Below are 15,171 nucleotides of genomic sequence, written 5' to 3'. Positions count from 1 at the left end.
GGCTCAATCAAACCTTGCCACCCAACATTCCGAGTACTTCTTCGGTAGTCCATACGGCGTTCGCCATGAACCGGTAGTTGATTATCGCTGCCAGATAACCATCACCTTCCGGAAGTTTCGGTCCCGCCACTGCATCACGCACCACCGCCACTTCGAATCCCTGTTCGAGCAGCTCGCGCATGTGTGATTCGACGCAGAGATTGGCCAGCATCCCCGTCAGAATGACTTGGTCGACGAGCTGCTTGCGCAACTGGAGAGTCAAGTCGTTGACCTGGGGCCCATAAAGCTTGTGCGGTGAGCAAACAAAGGTTTTACCGTCCTCAATGTAAGGCTTGAACTCCGGCATGAAATCGCTTCCCGAGTTGGCGAACCCATCCAGATTGATGGCGCTTTTTCGATCAAACAGTTTCATTGAGTGCTGCATGACTTCCACGGGAGCCTGGATCTTCCAGTTGTGATCAGTGGCCCAGTAGTAATGCGGTGAAATGGCCACGGTAATACCTGCCGCTTTGGCGGCCTTGAACAAACTCAACAGGTTCGGGACGAGATTCTGTTCTGTCACTGATTCCCCCGTCATTGGCCACGCAAGGCCCTTGGAACTCATGAAGTCGATCTGCGGATCGATCACCACAAGCGCTGCGCGGGAAAGATCCAGCTTCATCGTCGACTTCGGCAGCGCTGGATTTTTCGGAGCGGCGTACTTCTCAAGTCCTGCGGGTACAGCTTTTTCGGCGCCGAATGCAGGCATTGCGCCTGCTGCCACGGTTGCAACAGCACCCATTACAAATGAGCGCCTACCGATGGGGTAGAGTTTCTCAGACATGATTTCTCTCCAGTCAGTTATGACCTTCAACTGCGTAGAAATGCCAATAGATCCTTGTTGAGTTGTTCTCTATGGGTTTCCGTTAATCCATGGGGCGCCCCGGGATAGACCATCAGGGTTGCATTAGGAACAAGCTTTTTCGAGGCTCGGCCGGCGGCATCGATCGGCACGATCTGGTCATCGTCGCCATGGACGATCAGGGTCGGTTTGTCGAATTTTTTCAAATCTTGGGTGAAGTCAGTTTCCGAAAAAGCCTTTATGGAATCGAAGGTGTTTTTAAACCCGCCCACCATTCCCTGACGCCACCAGGAATCGATCATCCCCTGGGAGGTTTTGGCCCCTGGCCGATTGAAACCATAGAATGGCCCCGACGGAATATCCCTGAACAACTGCGAGCGGTCAGCGATCATCCCGGCACGAATGCCGTCGAATACGTCGATAGGTAAGCCGCCTGGATTTGCATCAGTTTTCAACATCAGAGGGGGGACGGCAGATATCAAACAAATTTTTGCCACACGCGATGTGCCGTGCCTCCCCACATACCTGGCGACCTCGCCTCCGCCCGTGGAAAAACCCATGATCGAGGCGTTTTTCAGGTCCAGGGTATTGATGACTGTGGCCAAGTCATCAGCGTAATGATCCATATCATTACCGTCCCACGGTTGGCTGGATCGGCCGTGTCCACGTCGGTCGTGAGCGATCACCCGGAATCCCTGATTTGCGAGAAAAAACGCCTGACCATCCCAACTGTCGGAGTCGAGAGGCCAGCCATGGCTGAGGGTGACTACCGGTCCGGTTTTCGGCCCCCAATCCTTGTAGTAAAGAATCACACCTTCGCTAGTGGTGATCGTGTTTGCAGTGACGTTGTGGGATTTTGCCGGTTCCGCCGTTTGTGCTTGAGCGGACTTTGGCAGCACGGTGGTAATCGCTGCGCCAAGACCGATCAGCACCAGACTGCGGCGAGTTGCCTCATCATGGGAAAGCGGAGATTTGTCTGTCATTTTTCTACTCCGAAAGCCAGCAACGAGATCAGTGACACCTGATCACGTTATGAGCGGGAGACGGTCAAACTATGAGCGGCCGTAAACGTGTCAACGAGTAAAGAGATGTGAAACGGTGTTATGAAGTGCAAAGCACCAAATTGGGTCGGCGCAATACGATGAGGACGGTGTTGGATCAACGAGTCTGCTAGAGGCGGCGCGTTAAAATGGGAAATTCAGGCAGGGCTTCAGGCGCACAAGAACGTTTTTACACAACCTCATTCGAGGATGTGTAAAAACGTTGAAGGGGGATTTTTGAACGGCAATTCAAGCCGATTCGCAAGCTTCGGTACCGCACTGCTGTCACGGGCACTCGGCGTGCTCTATGACGAGGTTACTGAGGTGGTGTGGACTTGAAGCTGGGGAGTGTCTGAATCCGATTCCACCAATCAGCAAAGCCACTGATGGCAAATATTTGCTCTGCGTCCGGAGTCATCGACAGGTAAGCACAAGCCGGCGCCAGATAAAGATCACCAATGCTTAGATCCTGCCCGGCGATAAACGGGTCGCTGCCTTTGATTTTCATCAATTCGCTCAGCACCAGTTTCGATTTCTCGATGCCTTGGAGGCGAGAGGTGTCGTTCTGTCCACCAATGAAGTCCGGGAACAAGTAATAACCGAATACTGAGGCCATCGAACCGTAGCCATAGGAATCGTAGATTGCTTGGGCCATGTGACTCCTGGCGCGATCCTTAGCGGTTTTGGGCGTCAGCGAAGGGCCCGGGAGCACCTCATCCAGATAGCTCATGATCGCAGCGGTTTCGATCACCCTGAAATCGTCGTGATCAATGACCGGGACCTTACCGAATGCATTCCGTGCAAGGTGCTCCGGCTGATGCGGTTCACCTTTCATCACGTTTACCTGTAGCTGATTAAACTCCGCACCTTTCTCCTTTAGCAGCATCTTCACCGTGCGTACGTATGGACTGCCATCAAAACCGTAGAGAGTGAGGCTCATGACGAATGCTCCAATCTGGATGGACATTATCGAGACCCTGGCCTGCACGCACTGTTGCGATGCCAGAAGAACCGAGTCTGCAACACATCAAAACAAGCTTGTCGGCATACGGGGGCAACGGCGGCACGAAGGCCGCGAGGGAGATCAACGTCAGTTCGACGTTGCTGTAACCGATATTGAGGTGACGTACACCTTGGCAAGCCAATTTAATGTAGACCATCCGATGAGGCGTGAACGGAGCGGTCGGGTCGATATTTTCCGATGCTCGCTCTTCCCGCTCCGGTCAAATCCAACTCAATTTCAAGCAAAAGCGCGCGCCTGACTCCGCTTGTTTTTCTGTGCGAGCTTGCCTACCAACCGAATCGCAATGGCTGAAAACATGATGCCAAACGGCAATACATACCAGGCGCTCAGGGGAATGCGCTTGAAGTTGGAATACGTGAACACTGCTGCGAGCACCCACATCCCACTGACGTGCAAGGCCTTCCAGGTTTTGCGACCTATCAGACGTGTGGTGGTCTTGAAGGACGTCAAGGTCATCAACAGGATGAACAGATAGCCAAGCGTTCCAGGGATGTTGGTCAGGGTGCTTCGACCGGGCCAGAACTCAGTGTTCAGTTGACCGTATTGGTAGATCAGGATCGCATGTAGCAGGTGAGAGAACGCGAACGCCAGTCCAATGAAACGACGCTCGCGAACCAACGCTCTGGAAAACGGTGACGGTACCAGAACTGCGAATGCAGAGGCGGTGAACGCCACGAGAAACAGAGCAAATGAGGTACGCGCCGTGGCGCGGATAGCGCTGCGCAGGCCCTCTACCAAGTCTGGATTCAACGCCAGGATCAACGCTGTCATCACCCATATCAGCAAACACAGCAGACCGAACAGCGACCAGCCTTCGTAATGAGGTAATTGGACTTTCATAGCAAGACTCTTGAAAAAATGTAGTGGTTTGGCCGTTTTCCATCATCTGCCAGAGACAGGTGTACGCAGGGTCACAAACTCTTCCGCTGACGTCGGGTGCACGCCGATGGTTTCATCGAACAGGCGCTTGGTGGCGCCCGCTTTCAGCGCGATGGCCAGCCCCTGGATGATGTCTCCGGCGTCGGGGCCGACCATGTGCGCGCCCAGCACCCGATCAGTCACAGCATCCACCACCAGCTTCATCAGCGTCTGCTCGGACGATTCCGTGAGAGTCAGTTTCATCGGTTTGAATCGGCTCTCGAAAATCACTACCGGGTGGCCATTGTCCAGCGCCTGTTCCTCCGTCAGTCCAACGGTGCCGATATTGGGTTGGCTGAACACTGCGGTGGGGATGTGTCGGTAATCCACCGGGCGATACTCTTCGGGTTTGAACAGGCGACGCGCGACCGCCATGCCTTCCGCTGTGGCGACCGGGGTCAGTTGCACTCGGCCGATCACATCTCCCAATGCCAGAATCGATGGCTCGCGGGTTTCGAAGTTGTCGTTGACGTCGATGTAACCCTTGTCATTGAGTTCGACGCGGGTATTTTCCAGGCCCAGATTGTCGAGCATGGGCCGGCGGCCAGTGGCGTAGAAAATGCTGTCGGTCTCCAGTTGACGACCGTCGTTGAGCGTCGCCAGCAGACTGCCGTCCGCCTGTTTGTCGATCTGCACGATATCGGTGTTGAACTGCAATTGCAGACCGCGTTTGGTCAGCTCTTGCACAAGGTGCGTACGAACCGATTTATCGAACCCGCGCAGGAACAGGTCACCGCGATACAGTAGGCGGGTGTCAGCACCCAGGCCATTGAAGATCCCGGCAAATTCGACGGCGATGTAACCGCCGCCGACCACCAGAACGCGCTTGGGCAGCTGCTTGAGAAAGAATGCTTCATTCGAGGTGATGGCGTACTCGCGACCTGGAATATCCGGAATCTGGGGCCAGCCACCGGTGGCAATCAGAATGCGTTCGGCGCTGTAACGCTGGCCGTTGATTTCGACGTGATGTTCATCGGTCAGCCGTGCATGACCTTCGAGCAAGGTCACGCCACTGTTGACCAGCAATCTGCGGTAAATGCCGTTGAGTCGTTCGATCTCGCGGTTCTTGTTGGAGATCAATTTTTCCCAGTCGAATTGCGCCTTGCCGGCGGTCCAGCCAAAGCCCTCGGCCTGTTCGAAGTCGTCGGCAAAATGGGAACCGTAGACCAGCAGTTTCTTTGGCACACAGCCGACGTTGACGCAGGTGCCACCGAGGTAGCGACTCTCGGCAACCGCCACTTTCGCGCCGAACCCTGCGGCAAACCGCGCTGCACGTACACCGCCGGAACCTGCACCAATCACAAATAAATCGAAGTCGTAGGTCATCTCAATTCTCTGCAAGGTCGCACAACACATGTGCAGCCAAATATCGTTAAAGGGGAGAGAAACGAAGTTTCAATGCACGCAAAATCGGGGCGCATAGTTTCAAGACCGAAGTCTTGTGCTGATGCGTGCCGGATCGGTGCGTGACAGATGCCGCCCTGGATTCGCTGGCCAGCGCTCCCATCAAGTGGGGCAGCAAAAAGCCGACTTCGTATTCGGTATCGGCCATGGCTGGAGTATCCAGCCAAGGGTTACCGTCGCAGGAATGAGCGACATCAATCATTTGGGGACTCCCTGGATGGACACTGCATTAACCCGAAATGGGTCAATTGCTTCTGGGTTCAGTCTCACCATCCATGGGCAATAAGAGAACCAGCAGGGATGTCATGACTTAATTGTGCTGAGTGAAATAATCCAGGGATGTGTTGCTCTGAACATACTGATCAAGCGCCGCATAAGCGTCTTGGGCGAGGTCATTGATCACCTCAAAGTGGCAAACGCCAGAGCAACCATGGGTTTTAAATGTTTTCCGATAAGCGATTCATGCGCGACTTTCCCGCAGCAGCTGACGAGCTGAGTCGGCCATCACGGTAAGAGAGCCTGCCAGCATCAAAACGTCTTTGAGCACCAGGCGACCGCCACCGGACAGGTAGGGAAAACCGTGTTGAGCGTCGCCTAGAGCCCCCACCCAGGCTTCGGGCGTGGTGATCAGAAAGCTCAAAGTCACCAGCGGCGTACCGAAGGCCAACGCACCACCGAGTAATCCGGTGCGTCGTGAGATCGGATTGGACAGCACCAACAGTCCAATCAGGAGTTCGACAATGCCCAGGCCGGTCGAGAACCCGTAGGTGTTGTTGGCTGTCTGCCAGGCGCGCTTGTCCGCGTTCAGTTCGCCTTCATGTGTCAGGTGAGCCTTGTACTCTTGCGGGTGTTCGTAGAAGAACGACATGAAGGGGCTGTTGGCGACAAACGGTGTGATGCTATCGGCTTCGTAGGGGACGAATTTGAGTGCGCCGATCCACAGGAAAATGACGCCGATTGCCAGTCGCATGAGCGAAGCGCCAAAGGTATCCACTTTGCTGAGCAACCGTAACCAGGTGGTAAATGAGGTGAGCATGAGACTTCTCCAGAACATTGAATGTGGAGCTAGTCTGCGGGTTTGGCGAACGGTGCTTTTGTTCGTCATGCTCAAGTTGTTGCTTGATCGTCTCAACGTGACATTCATATTTCAAAGACGAAAAAAAGCCCTGGCACTTTGCAGTGCCGGGGCTGTGGTGGACGCGATGTCGGATTAGTTCTTCAACGTATCAAACGCTTCAAGCGTGCGTAGCGAATAGATGTACGCAGCGCCCGCGTTCATCGAGATAGCGGTGGCCAGGGTCGCCGCCACCTCTTCGCGGCTCGCGCCAGCCTTGATCGCTGCGTTCGTGTGTGCGGCGATACAACCGTCGCAACGAGTCGTGACGGCCACGGCGATCGAGATCAACTCGCGCGTCTTGACATCCAGCACATCGTTTTCGGCAGCAGCTTCACCGAGTGCCATGTAGGCTTTGACCATCTTAGGGTTGCTCTTGCCCAGTGCGCCGAAGGCTTTCTGGATGGTGGGCAATAATTCGGACCAGTTATTGAACATAGCGTTAATTCCTGAACAGGTTGAGTGTACTGTTTCGACACACTCAGTTTTCTTCAGTGGCGCGGTTCAAGTTTGTTCAATCGGCTCAGCTTTTATTGCGAAAGACTCAAAATGAATTCAATTGATAAACTCATCAGCCTGGCCAATGTTCGCGGCAGCCTGGATTTGCGCTGCCAGTTTGAAGGGGATTGGGCACGGGAGCATGAGCAGGAGGCCCTGGGCAAGGCGCCCTATCACATCGTGCTGGCCGGAGAGTGCCGGGTAGATTTTCCCGATGGTCAACGCGTTCCCATGAAGGCCGGGGACATTTTGCTGCTGCCAAGGGGCGCGCCGCATGTCATGCACAGCCCTGGTAAAACCGTAGCGCCGACTGTGCCGAAAGTCACCAAAGGTGGTGTTGTGCCGATGCATCGTATTGGCGGGGCAAGTCGCGACTTCGACATGCTTTGTGGCGGGTTTCACTTCAATCGCACTTCACTGCTGTTTTCCGCGCTGCCTGAGTATCTGGTCATCCCGCCCACCGCCAGTGGGCAGTTGCCTGCGCTGGTGGAAATGCTGCGCGGTGAAGCGGACGGCGACCAGGTCTGCTCCAGATTCATGCTCGACGCGCTATCCCAGGCGTTGTTCACCTTGATCCTGCGAGCGCACCTGGCAAGCGATGGCCAGACCACCGGTTCACTCGCCTTGCTCAGCGATAAGCGCCTTGGACGCGCGTGGCAGGCCATGTTGGCCGACCCTGCATTCGAGTGGACCGTTGAAGGACTGGCGGAAATGGCGAGCATGTCCCGAGCAACATTTCTGCGCGCCTTTGCACGCGTGGCAGGCGCATCACCCTGGGTGCTGTTGACTCAGGTTCGCATGGAAATGGCGTTCAATCTGCTGAGCCACTCACATCTGGGGTTGAGCGATATTGCCGTGCAGGTCGGCTACCAGTCGCAGTCGGCCTTCAGCAAGAAATTCAAGGAGTTTTACGGGGAAGCGCCGGGAAAACTGCGCCGCGGGATTTAGTTTTCCGGCTTCTCCATCTGCCGGAAAACAAAGCGGTCGACATCGCGATGTCTCTCGCGAAATTGACGATTCCTTCCTTGCCTTGCTGCTTACCGAGCCAAGGCAGCACCCCGACGTCACCTGCAGCTTCCCAACTGGCATTTCAGCGAACAGCAGCGCGAGTGCAGGAGCGTCTCCAGATCAAAACCTTCGATCAACTCCACCAACGTCCCGACAACCTCCTCCGCTTGCGGCTTCCCGACAGCAGTGGTGGGCACGATCAGTTTCATGGTTCTTGGGTGGCACGATCCATTGCTCCCAGAACATAGCCTGGGTTTTATTTACCTGCCGGCAGTGATCGGCATCGCACTGACCAGTATGGTCTTCGCCCCGTTCGGAGCGACCCTGGCACATAGGATGTCACCCAGGATCCTGAGGCTGCTGTTCGCCCTGATGCTAGTGTTGGTGGGAATAGACTTTTGACGTGATTCGTCTGCTTGTGAGCATGCTCGGCACTGCCCATCGTTTGAGCTGCTACGCTTTTCACTATTGCAAAAAACGGTCATCCGTCCCGTGTCAGGTTCATAACGGCAGAGCGGATCAGTTTTCAATCAGCGCCGACGACTCAGGTGCTTTTATGAAAAGAAAAACTTTGCCCGCCGCGATCATGCTCGCGAGCCTCTCATTCGGGACAAATGCCGCAGAAACCAAAGCGCATGGGTTCTTCGAGGACAGTCAGACAACTGTCAGTTCACGCACCATGTACTACGCCAATGACAATCACGACGGCGGAGCCGATCAGCGCGAAGCGGCCACCGCGCTCAAGTTCGGGTTCGTATCGGGCTTTACTGAAGGCACCGTCGGCTTTGGCCTCGACGTGTCATCGCTGGTTGCCATTCATTTGGATGGGGGTAAAGGCCATCACCCTGATGCCAACACGTTCTTCCCCAGCGATACCGATGGCTCCGCCTCCCATTCGTGGAGCAGAGCAGGTGCCAATGTCAAAGCACGCTTTTCAAAGACCGAGGTCGCCGTAGGCAATGTATTCACGCCAAGCCTGCCGATACTCGTTGCCACGGATTCGCGGTTGGTCATTCAAAACTTCGGCGGTGGCATCATCACGACCAAGGAAATCGACGACCTTACGCTCACCGCTGGCAAAATTGATCAGTCCTCCGGTAGAGCTACAAGCAACCCTACCGGGCTGGCAGTTGCAGGCGGCACGAAGGATTCAAACGACTTCCGCTTCGCAGGCGGTGACTGGAAAGTCACCAAGGATCTGATGCTTCAGTACTACTTCGCCAGACTTGAGAACTACTACAAGCAGGACTTCCTTGGCCTGGTTCACGTACTTCCGTTAGGCAATGAGCAGTCATTCAAAACCGATCTGCGCTACTTCGACAGTAGCTCCGACGGAAAAAATGGCGAAGCAGGATACCGTTTCAATAACAACGCAGGTTATGCCAAAACACCTGGAGAGGTGGATAACAAGACCTGGAGTGCCATGTTCACCTACAGCCTTGGAGGTCATGCGTTCATGCTGGGCCACGAAAGTGTCAGCGACGACGGAGGGTTTGTATGGCTTAACCAGGGCAACGTCGTAGATGGTCGAAATCGACCGGAGGGGAACGGAGGTACGGCGTTCTATCTGTTTACCGATGCCATTGTCGGCAACTTTTCCCGGGCCGGAGAGCAAACCAATTTTGGTCAGTACTCCTATGACTTCTCAAAACTGAATATGCCTGGGCTGAAAGCGTCGGTCGCCTACCTCAAAGGCGACAACATCAAAGATGTAAACGGTGGAGGCGATCTTTCGGAATGGGAACGTGACATGAGGGTCGACTACGTCATCCAGGCAGGACCGTTGAAAGGCTTTGGGACAACCTTGCGCCATGGCACCTATCGTAGTGACAACGCGGCGGTTGCAAACCAGGATCAGACCCGCCTGATTTTCAACTACAGCCATTCTTTGTAGATCCCCACAGCGTTACCTACCTGGGAGGAGCACATGTGAATCAAGATTCTCTCTCGGACTCAACTCTCGATAAAGGGCCAATAGTCTTCGTTGTTGATGATGATGAGTCTGTGCGCATCGCATTAAGCAGTCTCTTCCGCTCGATGGATGTGCGGGTCGAGACGTTCGCCTCCGCCGCCGCATTCATTCAACGCCCCGATCCTCAAGCGCCGTGCTGCCTGGTGCTGGATGTCCGCCTCCAAGGATCCAGTGGCCTGGACTTCCAGCGCGAATTGCTTGAGGCGGCGAATAAGTTACCCATCATCTTCATATCCGGACATGGAGACGTCGCGATGTCTGTTAAAGCGATGAAGGCTGGCGCCCTGGACTTCCTGGTCAAACCATTTCGCGACCAAGACCTGCTTGACGCGGTATCGGCTGCACTCAGGACAGATGCAAAGCGCCGTGAACTGGTCAAGGAGGATGCCGGATTACATGCATGCTACCAGTCACTGACTGCGCGGGAACGCGAAGTCATGGCCTATGCCGTGAAAGGCCTGATGAACAAACAGATCGCCAGCGAGATCTGTATCAGTGAAGTCACTGTCAAAATTCACCGTGGTAACGCGATGAAAAAAATGCAGGCGAAGTCGTTTGCTGATCTGGTCCGAATGGCTGAATCATTAGGCATAGAAGGGAAGCAATGAATCAACTCCATGCGTATTTACGGTGTCTTTTGAAGCAATACGCTCCTGGAGTCTCAGGCTCACGCCCATCTGCATCAGCCCCGCTTTCCCCTCTCATACTATTCCCCCTCATATTCCTACAAATCTTGTTCAGCTGAACGTCAGCAAACCACCAGAACAATTCAAACAATTTAAAGTCTTGATGCCCGTCACTAATACTCCAGTATTAGTCGTTAGCACTCACGCACTAAAAAATTCGACCTTATGTAGAAGTGCTTATCAGTGGCGGCAGCCCTATTCTGTGTTCAAGCAAATGGAAACGCTGAACCATAGACACCAGTGACAGAAGCAACAGCTCCAATAGATACATAACTACGTGAAACCTCAGACACTACCTATAGTTTTTACAATGGCCACCAACCACTAAAAAGATACTAATCGACATCATCAGTCAAACTGGAGAAGCACTGTGAAACAGTCCCACGTTTACAACGAAGTTAGCATTGCAGTAACGGCCGAAATTCTGCAAGCCAAAGCAAGCAGAAACCTGTCATGGCAGGACCTGTCTGACGGTACAGGGCTGGGACTGGCATACGTCACCGCCGCACTCCTTGGTCAGCAACCGCTGCCAGCTGATGCAGCCAGGATCATCGGCGAAAAACTGGGCCTGAACGCCGAGATCGTGGCGTTGCTGCAAATCATTCCACTGCGTGGAAGTTTGTCAGGTGTCCCAACTGACCCAACCATCTACCGTTTTTACGAGATGATCCAAATCTACGGAACCACGCTGAAAGCGCTTGTTCACGAGCAATTCGGCGATGGCATTATCAGCGCAATTAACTTCAAGCTGAATATGCAGAAAGTTGAGGATCCTGAAGGTGGCCACCGCGCGGTGATTACCCTCGACGGTAAGTTCCTGCCACTGCGTCCATTCTGATAGTGCAACAGGCATAACGGCCCGTGGTCCGTGCGGGCCAACTGAAAACCACTCAAACGTAACGAGTTCACACCCGTTAAACTGGAGATCACTCTCATGAAAAAATTCCTGTTTCTCGTCTTGTCCGTTACGGCTTCTTTATCAACATACACGCAAGAAGCCAACGCAACTCCGGTAGTTGACACTTATAAATACGGAATGCATCTGGACGTTGCTCACGTGGTCGAAATATCACCGCCAGCAGATGTCTGCGGACCCACACCAGTGCGCATGACATACAACGACTCTTACGGCAAAAAACATATCTTGGAATACCGCGTCATTGGCACAGGCTGCACTAATTGAGTCGTAATCCAGGCATCAGTTTTTTCGAGGATAAAAAAATGAAAACACTCATTGAAGGTTTTTTGAAATTTCAGCGAGAAGCATTTCCACAACGCTCAGACCTGTACAAACACCTGGCAACCACCCAACATCCCGGCACGTTGTTCATTACCTGCTCTGACAGCCGCGTCGTACCGGAACTGCTGACGCAGCAAGAGCCTGGCGAACTGTTCGTGATCCGTAATGCCGGCAACATCGTGCCGTCCTACAGCCCCCATCCAGGCGGTGTAACAGCAACGGTTGAATATGCCGTCGCGGTACTCGGCGTCACCGATATCGTAATCTGCGGGCATTCCGATTGCGGCGCCATGACTGCGGTAGCGAAATGCAAGTGCATGGACCACCTGCCCGCAGTCGCCGGCTGGTTACAACATGCCGAATCAGCAAAGGTTATCAACGATTCCCGGTCTCATGCGAATGACGCGGCCAAAATCAGTTCCATGGTGCGGGAAAATGTCATCGCCCAACTGGCCAATATCCAGACCCATCCAAGCGTTCGCCTGGCACAAGAAAAGGGCCTGGTGAATCTCCATGGCTGGGTATACGACATCGAGTCTGGATCTATCGATGCCTTGGATACCGACAACCGCAACTTCAAATCGCTGATTGCACACCCAACCACCTGTGCAGTACCCGCCCGCCCTGACAGCGCAGCTGCGTAAATATCAACGCGCAAATCTCGACTATTTCAGAGAGTGAAATATTAGATTGTACTTTTTGATCGTTCTCACGCCATTGATACAAGCAGACCATGATCCACGCAGTCGATCGATCCGTAACAGGTAACAGATGTCTGTGCTCGATGACCCGTGGGCTTCTCGATGGCGCAAAAAAAGCTCTGAAACGCTCCATAGACGTTGCGCCAACGCCCTGCCAATGAAGGCGCAGACGGTTCTGCACCCGTTTCTAATTAACCTGACTGCGTCAATCTTCTATACACAGGAACATTCGATGAAACAGTTATTTGCAGGCCTTGCTCTCGCAGCAACAATGATCAGTTCGACCGCTGCAATGGCCGCTCCGATCAAACCGACCGTTGTGTTGGTGCACGGTGCCTTCGCCGACTCCAGCAGTTGGAACGGTGTGGTCAAGATTTTGGAAAAGGATGGCTATCCGGTTATCGCGGCCTCCACCCCTCTTCGCTCGCTCAAGGGCGACGCACAGTCGGTAGCTGATGTGTTGGCGAGTATCAAGACGCCCATTGTCTTGGTCGGACACTCTTATGGCGGTCCGGTCATCAGCGAAGCTGCCTACGGAAACGCCAACGTCAAAGCCCTGGTTTACGTCGCTGCTATTGCACCCGATGCAGGTGAGTCCACCGCAGACCTCGCGGGTCGCTTCCCAGGTAACACACTTGGCCCAACCCTCGCGCCACCGGTTGAATTGGCCGACGGTGGTAAGGACCTCTACATCCAACAGGACAAGTTTCACGATCAGTTCGCCGCGGATGTGTCGAACGCCGACGCCAAGGTGATGGCTGCGACCCAACGCCCTGTGACCGTAGAGGCGCTCAACGAAAAGTCGAGCGAGCCGGCGTGGAAAACCATTCCTTCATGGTTCATTTACGGTGACAAGGACAAGAACATTCCTGCGCAAGCCCAGGCGTTCATGGCTGAACGAGCCCATGCCAAAAAGACCGTGGCGGTCAAAGGCGCGTCTCATGTCGTGATGGTGTCCCATCCGAAGGCCGTTGCCAGCCTGATTGAAGCGGCTGCCAGCGCCAAATGACGATTGCTTGCAACCGTCATATGAGCGGTCGCGGCATTCGTTCAACCCGCATCTGGCCGAAAGGCCGGATGCACTTGCAGCCCATCGACAATGTAGTCGACGAAACTGCGTACACTCAGCGTTGGAGAATTTGTGATGACTTCAAAATTGCTCGTTCTAACCACGACCGCCAGTATTCTCTGCGGGCTAATTTTTTCGATTGCGGCAGACGCTGATTCAACCTCCGGCCCACTCTTAGAGGGATCGCCAATTTTCGGCGTGACACTCCCATCGGGCTACCGAAACTGGCAATTTGTCAGCATTGCTCATGAAGAAGGCGATAAACCTGACATCCGTGTGATTCTGGGAAATGACGTCGCCATGAAAGCGTTTAGGGATGGAACACTTCCATTTCCAGATGGCACTATCATCGCTCGGCTCGCTTATAAGTATGAATCCTCCGCGCAAAACAACGCGGTGTTTGGTCGGGACCAGTCTTTCGTCGCGGGGGAGCCCACTAACGTCCAGATCGAAGTCAAAGACTCTAAGCGTTACGCCAGTACAGGCGGATGGGGTTACGGGCAGTTTGAAAACGGCAAACCCAATCCCAGTGAAAAGATCATTAATGGCTGCTTCGCTTGCCATACGAAATTGCCTCCTGCAACGGACCTGATTTTCACGAAATATTCCGAATAACCGGTCATGGCTAGAGAACAACCTTCACCAGACGGGTGCCAACCGATGCGAGGATTGCTTCAATTATGCTGGCTCAATTTCCGTAGCCGTCAATCGGCACGGAAGCGCTGGCAGAGCGATTCTTGAAAATGCTCCAACAGAAAATCGATGAACACCCGTGTTTTGGCCGGCAACGATTTTTTGGAAGAGTAGTAAACCGAGACCACGCCTAGATCAACATACCAATCAGGCAATAAGCGAATCAACTCACCGCGTTGCAACCAGGGCCACGCGCGATCCAAAGGAAGCAACGCGACGCCTAGCCCCATCACAGCACAGCTACACAGCGCTTCTGGGTCGTTCATGATGGCTGTTGGTTTTAGGTTAAGGTCGAACCGCCCTTCCCCATGATCACGAAGCGTCCAGTTCAGCAAGCGCCCTGAGTTGGTCGAACGCATTACGATGCCATCAACCCCCTGCAACTCGCTGGGCGTAGTGGGTAGCCGCTTGCCTTCCAGCCATGACGGCGCAGCGACAGCCACGAGATGAAGTTTGGCCAGTTCTCGAGCCACCACGCCAGGTGACAATTCCATGCCGCCACCGATCGCGACATCAAAACCTTCACCGATCAAGTCCACGCGACGGATCTCTAAATGCCAATCCGGCACCACAGCTGGGTAACGCTGCTTAAAGGTCTTGAGCAATGGCAATACATAATCGTAAGCGAATGACGGTGACAAATTGACACGCAATCGCCCTGCGGGGACCTCTCGAGCTTCGCCTATCTGATGGATGGCGCCCTGGATGGTTTCCAGGCCTTCCGCTACCTGTTGGTAAAACAACTCTCCCGCCTCGGTGAGGGTGAGACTTCGCGTGCTGCGGTGAAACAACCGCGTACCCAGATTGGCTTCAAGCCGCGCCACATTCTTACTCACGGCAGCAGAGGAAACCCCCATCCGCCGAGCCGCTTCGGAAAAGCTGCTGGCTTCCGCGGCACGGACGAAGGATTCAAGATTACCCAGGGTTTCCATGATCATCTCCAACTTTTGGTTGAAGCTGATT

At 54.1% G+C, this 15,171-nt stretch carries 17 protein-coding genes and 1 pseudogene; 9 read left to right on the top strand and 9 right to left on the bottom strand.

What is annotated here, in order from left to right:
- Positions 1 to 7 precede the first annotated feature (7 nt).
- From ACA075_RS11565 to ACA075_RS11530, 8 genes are all read right to left on the bottom strand, one after another.
- On the bottom strand, positions 8 to 748 hold the full coding sequence (locus tag ACA075_RS11565) for a cysteine hydrolase family protein (protein WP_219096014.1): 741 nt from the start codon (positions 746 to 748) through the stop codon (positions 8 to 10).
- A 101-nt stretch (positions 749 to 849) separates the two neighbouring features.
- Positions 850 to 1,824 carry an alpha/beta fold hydrolase gene (locus ACA075_RS11560; protein WP_497298577.1) on the bottom strand — a complete coding sequence of 325 codons (975 nt, stop codon included), beginning with the start codon at positions 1,822 to 1,824 and terminating at the stop codon, positions 850 to 852.
- 373 nt (positions 1,825 to 2,197) lie between these two features.
- On the bottom strand, positions 2,198 to 2,821 hold the full coding sequence (locus ACA075_RS11555; protein WP_497298576.1) for a glutathione S-transferase family protein: 624 nt from the start codon (positions 2,819 to 2,821) through the stop codon (positions 2,198 to 2,200).
- Positions 2,822 to 3,121: 300 nt separating this feature from the next.
- On the bottom strand, positions 3,122 to 3,745 hold the full coding sequence (locus ACA075_RS11550) for a ferric reductase-like transmembrane domain-containing protein (RefSeq protein ID WP_497298575.1): 624 nt from the start codon (positions 3,743 to 3,745) through the stop codon (positions 3,122 to 3,124).
- A 42-nt stretch (positions 3,746 to 3,787) separates the two neighbouring features.
- Positions 3,788 to 5,149: a glutathione-disulfide reductase gene (gorA, locus tag ACA075_RS11545; protein ID WP_497298574.1), complete on the bottom strand. Its 1,362-nt coding sequence runs from the start codon at positions 5,147 to 5,149 to the stop codon at positions 3,788 to 3,790.
- 46 nt (positions 5,150 to 5,195) lie between these two features.
- The gene (locus ACA075_RS11540; protein WP_497298572.1) at positions 5,196 to 5,429 is read right to left on the bottom strand and encodes a hypothetical protein; all 234 of its coding nucleotides are present in this window, start codon (positions 5,427 to 5,429) and stop codon (positions 5,196 to 5,198) included.
- Positions 5,430 to 5,687: 258 nt separating this feature from the next.
- Positions 5,688 to 6,263, bottom strand: coding sequence for a reactive chlorine resistance membrane protein RclC (rclC, locus tag ACA075_RS11535; protein WP_497298570.1), 576 nt, complete (start codon positions 6,261 to 6,263; stop codon positions 5,688 to 5,690).
- Positions 6,264 to 6,437: 174 nt separating this feature from the next.
- Positions 6,438 to 6,779, bottom strand: coding sequence for a carboxymuconolactone decarboxylase family protein (locus ACA075_RS11530; protein ID WP_166620834.1), 342 nt, complete (start codon positions 6,777 to 6,779; stop codon positions 6,438 to 6,440).
- A 111-nt stretch (positions 6,780 to 6,890) separates the two neighbouring features.
- Here ACA075_RS11530 and ACA075_RS11525 point away from each other — a divergent pair, with 111 nt between their 5' ends.
- From ACA075_RS11525 to ACA075_RS11485, 9 genes and pseudogenes are all read left to right on the top strand, one after another.
- On the top strand, positions 6,891 to 7,787 hold the full coding sequence (locus ACA075_RS11525) for an AraC family transcriptional regulator (protein WP_497298568.1): 897 nt from the start codon (positions 6,891 to 6,893) through the stop codon (positions 7,785 to 7,787).
- Between the two features lie 213 nt (positions 7,788 to 8,000).
- Positions 8,001 to 8,249 (top strand): annotated as a pseudogene (locus ACA075_RS11520) (TSUP family transporter); the annotation flags it as partial.
- Between the two features lie 154 nt (positions 8,250 to 8,403).
- Positions 8,404 to 9,741, top strand: a complete 1,338-nt coding sequence (locus ACA075_RS11515) for an OprD family outer membrane porin (RefSeq protein WP_497298566.1) — start codon at positions 8,404 to 8,406, stop codon at positions 9,739 to 9,741.
- Between the two features lie 35 nt (positions 9,742 to 9,776).
- Entirely contained in the window at positions 9,777 to 10,427 is a 651-nt protein-coding gene (locus ACA075_RS11510; protein WP_497298564.1) for a response regulator transcription factor, read from the top strand.
- A 448-nt stretch (positions 10,428 to 10,875) separates the two neighbouring features.
- Positions 10,876 to 11,343 (top strand): cyanase, encoded by a 468-nt coding sequence (gene cynS / locus ACA075_RS11505; protein WP_219095944.1) that lies wholly within the window; start codon positions 10,876 to 10,878, stop codon positions 11,341 to 11,343.
- Positions 11,344 to 11,439: 96 nt separating this feature from the next.
- On the top strand, positions 11,440 to 11,688 hold the full coding sequence (locus ACA075_RS11500; protein WP_219095942.1) for a DUF2790 domain-containing protein: 249 nt from the start codon (positions 11,440 to 11,442) through the stop codon (positions 11,686 to 11,688).
- A 38-nt stretch (positions 11,689 to 11,726) separates the two neighbouring features.
- Positions 11,727 to 12,389 carry a carbonic anhydrase gene (locus ACA075_RS11495; RefSeq protein WP_497298561.1) on the top strand — a complete coding sequence of 221 codons (663 nt, stop codon included), beginning with the start codon at positions 11,727 to 11,729 and terminating at the stop codon, positions 12,387 to 12,389.
- A gap of 289 nt (positions 12,390 to 12,678) precedes the next feature.
- Positions 12,679 to 13,455: an alpha/beta fold hydrolase gene (locus ACA075_RS11490; protein WP_497299236.1), complete on the top strand. Its 777-nt coding sequence runs from the start codon at positions 12,679 to 12,681 to the stop codon at positions 13,453 to 13,455.
- A 135-nt stretch (positions 13,456 to 13,590) separates the two neighbouring features.
- A complete protein-coding gene (locus tag ACA075_RS11485; protein WP_497298560.1) occupies positions 13,591 to 14,130 on the top strand; it encodes a cytochrome P460 family protein in 540 nt (179 codons plus the stop codon).
- An 89-nt stretch (positions 14,131 to 14,219) separates the two neighbouring features.
- Here ACA075_RS11485 and ACA075_RS11480 read toward each other — a convergent pair whose 3' ends face one another.
- Entirely contained in the window at positions 14,220 to 15,140 is a 921-nt protein-coding gene (locus ACA075_RS11480; RefSeq protein WP_497298558.1) for a LysR family transcriptional regulator, read from the bottom strand.
- Between the last annotated feature and the right edge of the window lie 31 nt (positions 15,141 to 15,171).

The sequence above is a fragment of the Pseudomonas sp. LBUM1663 genome, assembly GCF_059695905.1.
Note: the sequence above shows the minus strand (reverse complement) of the source record. Positions and strands in the feature narration are given on the sequence as shown.